Raw genomic sequence first — 9639 nt, forward strand, 5'->3', positions numbered from 1 at the left:
GAACTACCCGGTCACGGGCGCTCCAGGATCGCCGTCACTCCCTGCCCGCCCGCCGCGCAGATCGAGATCAGGCCCCGGCCCGGGCCTTCCCGCTCCGCCAGCAGCTTCGCCAGCGTCGCCACGATCCGGGCGCCCGTCGCGGCGAACGGGTGGCCGGTCGCCAGGGAGGAGCCGGCCACGTTCAGGCGGGTGCGGTCCACCGGGGCGAGGCCCTGCTCCTCCCAAGCGGCGAGGGTCGCCAGCACCTGGGAGGCGAACGCCTCGTGGATCTCGTACAGGTCGAAGTCCTCGATGCCCAGGCCGGCCCGCTCCAGCAGGCGCGGCACCGCGTAGGCCGGGGCCATGAGGAGGCCTTCGTCGCCGTCCACGTAGTCGACCGCGCCCGTCTCGTACAGGGAGAGGTACGCCAGCGGTTCCAGGTCCCGGTCCCGCGCCCACTCCTCGCTCGCCAGCAGGACCGTCGCCGCCCCGTCCGTCAGCGGCGTCGAATTGCCCGCCGTCATGGTCGGGTTGGGGTCGGAGGTGCCGAACACCGGCTTCAGGCGCGCCAGTTTCCCGGCCGTCGAGTCCGGGCGCAGGTTCTGGTCGCGGTCCAGGCCGCGGTACGGGACCACCAGGTCGTCCAGGAAGCCGCGTTCGTACGCGGCGGCCAGGCGCTGGTGGCTCGTGGCGGCCAGCAGGTCCTGGTCCTCGCGGGTGACCGCCCAGCGGCGGGCCGTGACGGCGGCATGGTCGCCCATCGACAGGCCGGTGCGGGGTTCGGCGTTGCGGGGGATGTCCGGGACGAGGTGGCGGGGGCGTACGGCGGAGAGCGCTGCGAGGCGGGCGCCCGTCGTCTTCGCGCGGCGGGCGGCGAGCAGGATGCGGCGCAGGTCGTCGTTGACGCCGAGCGGGGCGTCGCTCGTGGTGTCGGAGCCGCCCGCGACAGCCGAGTCGACGGACCCGAGCGCGATCTGGTTCGCGGCGGCGATGACCGCCTGGAGGCCGGTGCCACAGGCCTGTTGGATGTCGTACGCCGGGGTACGAGGGTCGAGGGCGGAGCCGAGGACCGTCTCCCTCGCCAGGTTGAAGTCGCGGCTGTGCTTGAGGACCGCGCCCGCGACGAACGCCCCGACCCGGTCGCCGGCCAGGCCGTACCGCTCGACCAGGCCGTTCAGCGCGGCCGTCAGCAGGTCCTGGTTGGAGGCGGTCGCGTACGGGCCGTCGGAGCGGGCGAAGGGGGTGCGGCTGCCGCCGAGCACCGCGACGCGGCGCGGCTGGGGCAGGGAGAGCGGCACGAACGGGCCCTGGCGCGTCATCGTGACCATCTCGTCTCGGTCGGTCCGGGATTGTTCATCTCGACCAGCTCCTGACTCTTCAGTAACCTTACTCCAGAGTAAATCTACGACCGAGCAGGGAGTCAGGACAATGGCCGATCGCTATCTGCACCTCACCGGCACAGCACCCGGCCGCTTCCTCACCCGGCGGCTCGGCCTGCCGCAGCCCGCCCCGTTGCGCCGCTGGAGCCTTCAGACCCCGCGCCTGGACGGGCCGCTGCTGCATCTGACCGCCGGGGACTCCGCGATCACGGACGAACTGGCGAAGGCGCTGGCCGCGACCGGTCTGACGGTCGACGCCCAGGCCGCTCGGCCGGCCGGGATCGTGCTGGACGCCACCGGGGTCACCTCCGCGCGGGGTCTCGCCGAGGTCCACGCGGCCCTGCATCCTGTTGTACGGTCGCAGGCTCCCGGTGGCCGGATCGTCGTCATCGGCACGCCCCCGTCCCCCGAGGACCACCATCAGGCCGCTGCCCAGCAGGCGCTGGAGGGTTTCGTCAGGTCGCTGGGGAAGGAGATCGGGTGCGGCTCCACCGCTCAGCTCCTGCGGATTCCGGCCGGGGCCGCGCCGGGGGCCGCCGAGTCCACCCTCCGCTTCCTGCTCTCCCCCCGGTCCGCCTACGTCAGCGGCCAGGTGATCGAGCTGACCACCGCCGCCCCGGGCCCCGTGGCCGACCAGCACGCCCCGCTCGCCGGCCGCACCGCCCTGGTCACCGGCGCGGCGCGGGGCATCGGCGCTTCCGTCGCCTCGGTGCTGGCCCGCGACGGGGCGCACGTGATCGTGCTGGACGTCCCCCGGGCCCAGGACGACCTGGTGCGCACCGCCGACCGGCTCGGGGCCTCCGCGCTGCCGCTGGACATCACCGCACCCGACGCCGCGGCCCGCATCGCCGCCGCCGCACCGGACGGGCTCGACGTCCTCGTCCACAACGCGGGCATCACCCGCGACCGCCGCCTCGCCAACATGCCGGCCGACCGCTGGGCCCAGGTCATCGACGTCAACCTCGACAGCGTGCTCCGCACCACCGACGAACTCCTCACCTCGGGCACCCTCAACCGGGGCGGCCGGGTCGTCGCCACCGCCTCCATCGCGGGCATCGCGGGCAACAACGGCCAGACCAACTACGCGGCCAGCAAGGCCGGTGTCATCGGCCTCGTCCGCTCGCTCGGGCCGCGCGCCGCCGCCGAACACGGCGTCACGGTCAACGCGGTGGCCCCCGGGTTCATCGAGACGAAGATGACCGCCGCCGTGCCGCTGTTCATCCGCGAGGCGGGCCGCCGCATGAACTCCCTTTCCCAGGGCGGGCTTCCGGTGGACGTCGCCGAGGCCGTCGCCTGGTTCGCGCAGCCCGGTTCCGCCGCCGTCAACGGCCAGGTGCTGCGCGTCTGCGGCCAGAGCCTGCTGGGGGCGTGATCACCGGTGACCTCACTCAGCGCCTCGCTCGTGCGCGGGGCCCTCACCTCACCGTTCAAGCGCGCCGGCCGGCCGGACGCCGCCCTGCCCCCGGACCGCCCGACCCGCCCGGCCGCGCCCGTCGCACCCGGGCCGCTCGCGGCGTACGGGAGGATCTGCGGGTTCGCGGAGTCCGGCCCGCTGCCGCTGACGTATCCGCACGTGCTGGCCTTCCCGCTCACCATGCGGCTGATGACCGGGCGCACCTTCCCGCTGCCGGTCCTCGGGCTCGTCCACACCTGGATCGAGATCACCCCGCACCGGGCCGTGCAGCCTTTCGAGCCGCTCGAACTGGCCGTGTACGCCGATGGGTTGACCCCGCACCGGCGGGGCACCGAGGTCACGATGGTGACCGAGGCACGGGTGGACGGGGAGCCGGTGTGGGAGTCCCGCAGCGGCTATCTGTCCCGGCACGCGACGACGGATGCGGCAGCCTCACCCCTCACGGCTTCGGCCCCGGACGCCGTCGGCGATCTGCCCGCCGTCGCCGAATGGCGGCTGCCCGGTGACCTCGGGCGGCGCTACGGGTCGATCTCCGGGGACCGCAACCCGATCCACCTCCACCCGCTGACCGCCCGGCTGTTCGGCTTCCCCCGGGCCATCGCGCACGGCATGTGGACGGCCGCCCGCTGCCTGGCGGAGAGCGCGACCGGGGAGGCGCCCGAGCTCAGTTCCGTACGGGTCGAGTTCAAGGCCCCCGTCCTGCTGCCCGCAACCGTGACGTACGCCGCCGACGCCGCCGGCCACACCTTCGCGCTGCGCGGGGCGAAGGGGCGCGTGCACCTGGTGGGGACGGTGGCCCGAACGGCGTAGGCGTCACTGCTTCCCGAGCACCGCCTCCCGGGGCGCGCATGTGACACTCCCCTGTGGGCTCCCGCCCACTCCGGCCGGCCGTGACCGACGCCGACCGGTGGACACATGCACGAGAAAGCAGGGCGGTACCGGTGGAGAGACCCAGCGCGGTCGAGCGCGCACTGCGTGAGGCCGCGCCCCACGAGATCTTCGACGTGGTCCGATCGGTGATCGAGCGCCGCCACCGGGCCCACACGGTGGACCTGCTGCTCGCCGACTACGCGATGACCCGGCTGCAGCCCGTCGGCGTCCTTCCGGACACCCGCACCCCGGTCCCGGTGCACGACAGCGCGCCCGGTCGCGCCTTCGGCGCGCAGGCTCCGCACTGCGTACGGGACACCTCGGCCGCCACGGTGACGGCCCACCTCCCGGTCAGCGTCCGGGGAGACCGGCTGGGCGTCCTCAGCGTCACGCTGGCGACGGACGAGGACGGCGGACCGACAGCCGAGGTCCTGTCGGATCTCCAGGAGTGCGCCGACGCCCTGGCGCACGAGGTGGTCGTGGCAGAGCGGGACACCGACCTCTTCCTGCAGGCCCGGCGCGCGGAACGGCTCACCCTTGCCGCCGAGATGCAGTGGCAGCTCCTGCCCGGCCGCTCGTGCGCGCGCCCGGAGTACAGCCTGGGCGCGCAGTTGGAGCCCGCCTACGCCATCTTCGGCGACAGCTTCGACTGGTCGGCCTCGGCCGACGACCTGTACGTGACCGTCAGCAACGGCATGGGGGAGGGCATCCACGCCGCCCTGCTGACGAACCTCTGCGTCAACGCCCTGCGCAACGCCCGCCGCGCCGGCCTCAGCCTGAGCGACCAGGCGTACCTGGCCGACCAGGCGGTGTACGGGCAGCACCGCGGGGACCAGTACCTGTCCACCCTGCTCTTCCGCTTCCACCTCCCGACCGGGGAGGTGGAAGTCATCGACGCCGGATCACCCCGGGTGTGGCGGGTGCGCGACGGGGTCGTGGAGCAGATCGCGTTCGAGGCGCAGATGCCCCTGGGCATGTTCGAGGACACCGACTACGTCGCGCAGCGCTTCCAGGTCGAGCCCGGTGACCGGCTGCTGTTCATCAGCGACGGTGTCTACGACGCCCTGTCCCCGGCCGGCGAGAAGTACAGCCTCCGAGCGCTGGCCGCCTCGATCAACAGCACGCGGCTGCTGCCCGCGCCGCAGGTGCCGAGGGTGATGCTCCAGGAACTTCTGGGCCACCGGGGTTCGGGGCCGGCGGCGGACGACTCGCTCGTGATGTGCCTGGACTGGTACGGCCGCGAGGCGTCCGATCCGGCGGGGCCGTGACGGCGGGCGTCTGATCCGGCCGGGCCGGTGAACCGCCGATCCCGGGGCCGGCCGTCGGCCGCGCCCGGTCGATGTGTGACCGCCAGGTGAAGACTCTGCGACCTTCTGCCCGGGCATCGACCGGGCCGGCCGTCGGCCGCGCCCGGTCGATGTGTGACCGCCAGGTGAAGACTCTGCGACCTTCTGCCCGGGGGAGCCCGCACAGGAGGGGGCCGGGTTGTCAGGCGAGCATGTCGTGGGCGAAGGTTGCCTGAAGGCAATCGTCTAGTTGATGAGGTGAGGGGTTCGCCCAGCGGGCCCTCGGCATGTGGCTTTCCCCCAAGCGCGAACCCGCACGGACACGCGTCCCGACTTCCCGTGGGGCCGGGCACCGTACCCGGTGCTGATCGCCGACGTCCAGGGCATCGTGGCACGGTGCAACGACGCGGCCGAGGCCCTGCTGCCCGCCGCGACCCCCGGGACGCCCCTGGCGGACGTGGTGCCGGACTGGCTCCGCGACGCGCACGTGGGGCTGAACTCCTCCGGCGCGCGCGACGCGCCGGAGGCCGGGCGGGCTGCCGCCGGCGACATCGACGGCCGGTACTTCGAGGCGCACCCCACGGTCCGGGACGACGGATCCGTCGCCTGGTGGCTGGTGGACGACACCGACCACCGGCTCGTCCGTGAGGCGCTGCGCATGGAGAGGGAGCTCAGCGCGTTCCTCGCGAAGGCGTCCAGCGTTCTGCTGTCCTCCCTCAACCTGGAGCGCTGCATGGACGTCACGGCGCAGATGGCCACCGAGAGCCTCGCCGACGCGGCTCTCGTGATCGCGCCGGCGCGCGGCCATCGGCTGCCCGTGGTCACCTGCCTACGCGGCGGGACTCCCGAGACGGCCACCGTGACGGTGAACCCCGACGCGGTGCCGGGACTGGGAGAGGCGCTGCGAGGGTTCCCGCCGGTTCCCTCCCGGTGGATGGACCCGGGCGGGGCCCCCGCGTGGATGAAGCCCGAGGGCATGGGGCCCATCGGCTCGATCGTGATCACCCCCCTGCCCGGGCACGGGGTCCCGGCCGGAGCGCTCGTCCTGCTGCGCAGGGCGGAGGCAGCCGCCTTCAGCGAGGAGGAAGAGGTCTTCGCCCGGCTGTTCGCCGCCCGCGCGGGTGCCGGGATGTCGGCGGCCCGGCTGTACGCGGAGCAGAGCTCGATCAGCGAGCTGCTGATGCGGGAACTCCTGCCCCCCGCCCTGCACCAGATCTCCGGAGTGGATTTCGCCGGCGGCTACCGGCCCTCGGCCGACCACGAACGGATCGGGGGCGACTTCTACGACGTCCACCCCGCGACCGTCGAGGGCGATGCGTCCCTGGTGCTGCTCGGGGACGTGTGCGGCAAGGGGCTGGAAGCCGCCGTGCTGACCGGCCGGATCCGCAACACCCTGCACGCGCTGCTTCCTTTCGCCGACGACCACCAGCGGATGCTCAACCTGCTGAACACCTCGATGCTCAGCTCCCACCACACCCGCTTCGCGACCATGGTCCTGGCCTCCGCCGTACGGCGCGGCAGCGCGGTGGACCTCAAGCTCACCAGCGGCGGACACCCCCGCCCGCTGATCGTCCGCGCCGACGGCACGGTCGAGGAGGCCGACACCCAGGGCGCCCTGATCGGGGTCATCCCCGCCATCGCCTCCACCACCATCACCACGTCCCTGGCCCCCGGGGAGTCATGCGTCCTGTACACCGACGGCATCACCGAGGCCAAGGGCGGGCCGATGGGTGGCGACCTGTTCGGGGAGGAGCGGCTCAAGCGCGCCCTCTCCGGCTGTGCGGGCATGCCCGCCGAGGGGATCGTGGAGCACGTGCAGATGCTGGCCTCCCAGTGGCTGGGCGACGGTTCGCACGACGACATGGCCGTCGTCGTGATCTCCGCGCCCCGCACCCACCACCTGAGCGCGGTGAACGGGCACACCCGGGGCAGGTACACCGCATGAGCACGGGCACCACGCACCGCCTCTCCGACGCCGAACCCGCCGAGCGGTCGGCGGAGCTGCTGTGGAACGCCGTCTCGGCCGGGGACGAGTGCGCGGCCGCCGACCTCCTCCTGCGCCTGCTCGACGAGGGAGCCGATCCGGAGAGCGTCCTGCTGGACGTGATCGCCCGTGTGCAGGGCCGTGTCGGTGAGGAATGGGCGGCCAACCGGATGAGCGTCGCCCAGGAGCACGCGGCGACCGCCATCAACGAACGGGCCGTCGCCGCCCTCAGCACGCACCCCGCCGCCCGCACCGCCACCACCCGGGGCCGGATCACCGTGGCCTGTGTGGACGGCGAGTGGCACGGGCTGCCCGCCCGCCTGCTGGCCGAGGTCCTCAAACTGCGCGGCTGGCGGGTCGACCACCTCGGCTCGCAGGTCCCGACCCCGCACCTGATCGGCCACCTGCACCGCACCCGGGCCGACGCGGTGGCCCTCTCCAGCTCGATCCCCACCCGGCTGCCCACCGCGCACGCGGCGATCACCGCCTGCCAGGCAATCGGCGTCCCCGTCCTCGTCGGCGGAGCCGCCTTCGGACCCGAAGGCCGGTACGCGAAGCCGCTGGGCGCCGACGCCTGGGCCCCCGACGCCCGCGCCGCCGCCGACCTCCTCGCGCGGGAGCCGCTGCCCCGGCCGGAGCCGGACCACCAGCAGCTCGACGACCTGCCCCACCTGGCCGACCAGGAGTACACCCTGGTCTCCCGCAGCAGCGCCTTCCTCGTGCGCGAGGTCTTCACAGCGCTGGAGGACGCCTTCCCCGCGATGCGCGCCTACGACGACGTGCAGCGCGAGCGCACCGCCGAGGACCTCGCGCACATCGTGGACCACCTCGCCACCGCCCTCTACCTCGACGACGACGAACTCTTCACCCGGTTCATCGCATGGACCGCCCGGATCCTCGTCGCCCGGGGCGTACCCGCTTCGAGCCTGCCGCCGGCCCTGGAGCTGTTGGCCCGGGAGCTCAAGGACTTCTCCCGGGCCGTCCGCATCCTCGGAGCAGGAACCCGGGCTCTTGTCACCGACCGAACAACCGCCGCCAGGATCACCGCATGACCACGCACCCCCACCACCTCCAGCTGACCACGGTCGACGAGCAGAGCAGCGTCCGTATAGAGCTTCACGGAGACCTCGACTACGACAACGCCGACCTGTTGGTGCAGGAGGCCACCGCCCGGCTGGCCGCACGGCCCGCGCTGACCGATCTGCATCTGCGCTGCGCGGAGCTCGGCGCGGTCGACTCCATGGGCCTGTGCGCCCTGCTGATGATCGCCCGCCGCGCCACGGAGGCCGGAGTGCGGCTGCATCTGGACGACCGGCCCGCACGGCTGGAGCGGCTCCTGAGCCTCACCGGTACGCTGGGTCATCTGACGGCCCCCCCTCCGACCCGGCCCCCGGCGCCGTCGGCCACCGAGGAGAGTGCCGGGGCGGCGCGGCCCCCCGGGCCGAACAGCACCACCTGAGTCACTGCCCGGCGCTCACCGGGGAGAAGCACCCACCGACGGGCAACCATGACCGCATCAGAGGCCGCCACCCCCGGGATCGGGCAGGAGCCGACCAACGCCGCGAGTTCGATCGTCGAGCTCCTCGACGTGATGTGGGACCACGCCAGAAATGCGACCACGGGACTGAGTGCGCCCGGCTCCACGTCCCAGCTGCGGCTGATGTACGTCGTGGACGGCGAGGAGGCCGTGCGCATGCGCACCGTGTGCCAGCGCCTCGCCTCCGCGCCGCCGACCGTGACCCGCATGTGCGACCGCCTGCAGGCCATCGGTTTCCTCGAACGCCTGCCGTGTCCGGACAACGGCCGCGAGGTCGCGCTCCGGCTCACAGCCGCCGGCAGGGAGCACCTGCAACGCATCCGCGCGCAGCGCGACACCATGCTCCACCGGGCCATAGAGGACATGGCCCCCGGCGAACGCGGCGCCCTCGCCCGGGGCCTCGCGGGACTCCGGACACAGCTCGACCTGGCGTACGGAGAGGAGCACCGCGCTCCTGGCAGCCACTCCGCGGCTTGAAGCACGGGGCGACCGTCCGGGGCGGGAGCTATCCCGCCGGAGGCGTCCAGGGTCGGGCGTGCATCAGGTTCTCCAGGCCCGCCCAGGCGAAGTTCATCAGCGTCGCCGCGGCCTCCCGCGCCGAGACGTCCGGGGTGTCGTTGGCCCAGCCCGCCAGTGACTCCGCGGCCCCCACGAGGGCCTGGGCGAGGCCCGCCACATCGCGGTCCGCGAGGGCCGGGTCGCTGTGGGCCTCGCGGGCGGCGGCTCCGATCAGGCCCGTCACGAACGCGACGATCTCGTCCCGCATGGAGCCGACCTCGCTGACGAACGGCTCCCCGTGCGAGCGGGCCTGACGGTGCAGGACCGACCAGGCGTCCGGGTTCTCCGCGGTGTGGACGAAGAACGCCCGCAGCCCCGCCCACAGTTGGGCGTCGGCGGGCAGCTCCGGGTCCACCCCGGCCCGCACCGCCTCCAGCAGAGACTGCGCCTCACGGCGGATACAGGCGGAGAACAGGTCCTCCTTGGAGTTCAGGTACAGGTAGACCAACGGCTTGGAGACGCCCGCCAGCTCCGCGATCTCGTCCATCGAGGCGGCCCGGTAGCCGCGCTGCCCGAAGGTCCGCACGGCGGCGTCCATCATCTGCTGCTCGCGCACGGCGCGCGGCATCCGCTTGCTCTTCACAGCACCCACGTCCGGCTTCCTCCCCGCCCCCACTGCCCTGCTCCCCCTC

At 73.4% G+C, this 9639-nt stretch carries 9 protein-coding genes; 7 read left to right on the top strand and 2 right to left on the bottom strand.

The features are described from left to right. Positions 1-11: 11 nt before the first annotated feature. On the bottom strand, positions 12-1307 hold the full coding sequence (locus D3105_RS00950; RefSeq protein WP_206272603.1) for an acetyl-CoA C-acetyltransferase: 1296 nt from the start codon (positions 1305-1307) through the stop codon (positions 12-14). Between the two features lie 100 nt (positions 1308-1407). Here D3105_RS00950 and D3105_RS00955 point away from each other — a divergent pair, with 100 nt between their 5' ends. The 7 genes from D3105_RS00955 to D3105_RS00985 all read left to right on the top strand — a co-directional run bounded on the left by D3105_RS00955 (position 1408) and on the right by D3105_RS00985 (position 8926). Continuing rightward, positions 1408-2730, top strand: coding sequence for a 3-oxoacyl-ACP reductase (locus D3105_RS00955; RefSeq protein WP_118899100.1), 1323 nt, complete (start codon positions 1408-1410; stop codon positions 2728-2730). 6 nt (positions 2731-2736) lie between these two features. Beyond that, positions 2737-3582 (top strand): MaoC family dehydratase, encoded by an 846-nt coding sequence (locus tag D3105_RS00960; RefSeq protein ID WP_118899101.1) that lies wholly within the window; start codon positions 2737-2739, stop codon positions 3580-3582. 131 nt (positions 3583-3713) lie between these two features. Next, a complete protein-coding gene (locus D3105_RS00965) occupies positions 3714-4910 on the top strand; it encodes a PP2C family protein-serine/threonine phosphatase (protein ID WP_118899102.1) in 1197 nt (398 codons plus the stop codon). A 379-nt stretch (positions 4911-5289) separates the two neighbouring features. Continuing rightward, positions 5290-6873: a PP2C family protein-serine/threonine phosphatase gene (locus tag D3105_RS00970; protein ID WP_206272605.1), complete on the top strand. Its 1584-nt coding sequence runs from the start codon at positions 5290-5292 to the stop codon at positions 6871-6873. Continuing rightward, entirely contained in the window at positions 6870-7964 is a 1095-nt protein-coding gene (locus tag D3105_RS00975; protein WP_118899104.1) for a cobalamin B12-binding domain-containing protein, read from the top strand. Before D3105_RS00970 ends, D3105_RS00975 begins: the two co-directional genes overlap by 4 nt. Beyond that, entirely contained in the window at positions 7961-8371 is a 411-nt protein-coding gene (locus tag D3105_RS00980) for an STAS domain-containing protein (protein WP_118899105.1), read from the top strand. Before D3105_RS00975 ends, D3105_RS00980 begins: the two co-directional genes overlap by 4 nt. A gap of 48 nt (positions 8372-8419) precedes the next feature. Next, positions 8420-8926, top strand: coding sequence for a MarR family winged helix-turn-helix transcriptional regulator (locus D3105_RS00985; RefSeq protein WP_118899106.1), 507 nt, complete (start codon positions 8420-8422; stop codon positions 8924-8926). A gap of 28 nt (positions 8927-8954) precedes the next feature. Here D3105_RS00985 and D3105_RS00990 read toward each other — a convergent pair whose 3' ends face one another. Then, the gene (locus D3105_RS00990; protein ID WP_118899107.1) at positions 8955-9599 is read right to left on the bottom strand and encodes a TetR/AcrR family transcriptional regulator; all 645 of its coding nucleotides are present in this window, start codon (positions 9597-9599) and stop codon (positions 8955-8957) included. Positions 9600-9639: the final 40 nt, after the last annotated feature.

The sequence above is a fragment of the Streptomyces globisporus genome, assembly GCF_003501885.1.
Lineage (GTDB): Bacteria > Actinomycetota > Actinomycetes > Streptomycetales > Streptomycetaceae > Streptomyces > Streptomyces globisporus_D.

Coding starts and splice junctions, on each gene's coding strand:
- D3105_RS00955 (WP_118899100.1), top strand. CDS start 1,408: ATGGCCGATCGCTATCTGCACCTCACCGGCACAGCACCCGGCCGCTTC.
- D3105_RS00985 (WP_118899106.1), top strand. CDS start 8,420: ATGACCGCATCAGAGGCCGCCACCCCCGGGATCGGGCAGGAGCCGACC.
- D3105_RS00980 (WP_118899105.1), top strand. CDS start 7,961: ATGACCACGCACCCCCACCACCTCCAGCTGACCACGGTCGACGAGCAG.
- D3105_RS00950 (WP_206272603.1), bottom strand. CDS start 1,307: ATGGTCACGATGACGCGCCAGGGCCCGTTCGTGCCGCTCTCCCTGCCC.
- D3105_RS00975 (WP_118899104.1), top strand. CDS start 6,870: ATGAGCACGGGCACCACGCACCGCCTCTCCGACGCCGAACCCGCCGAG.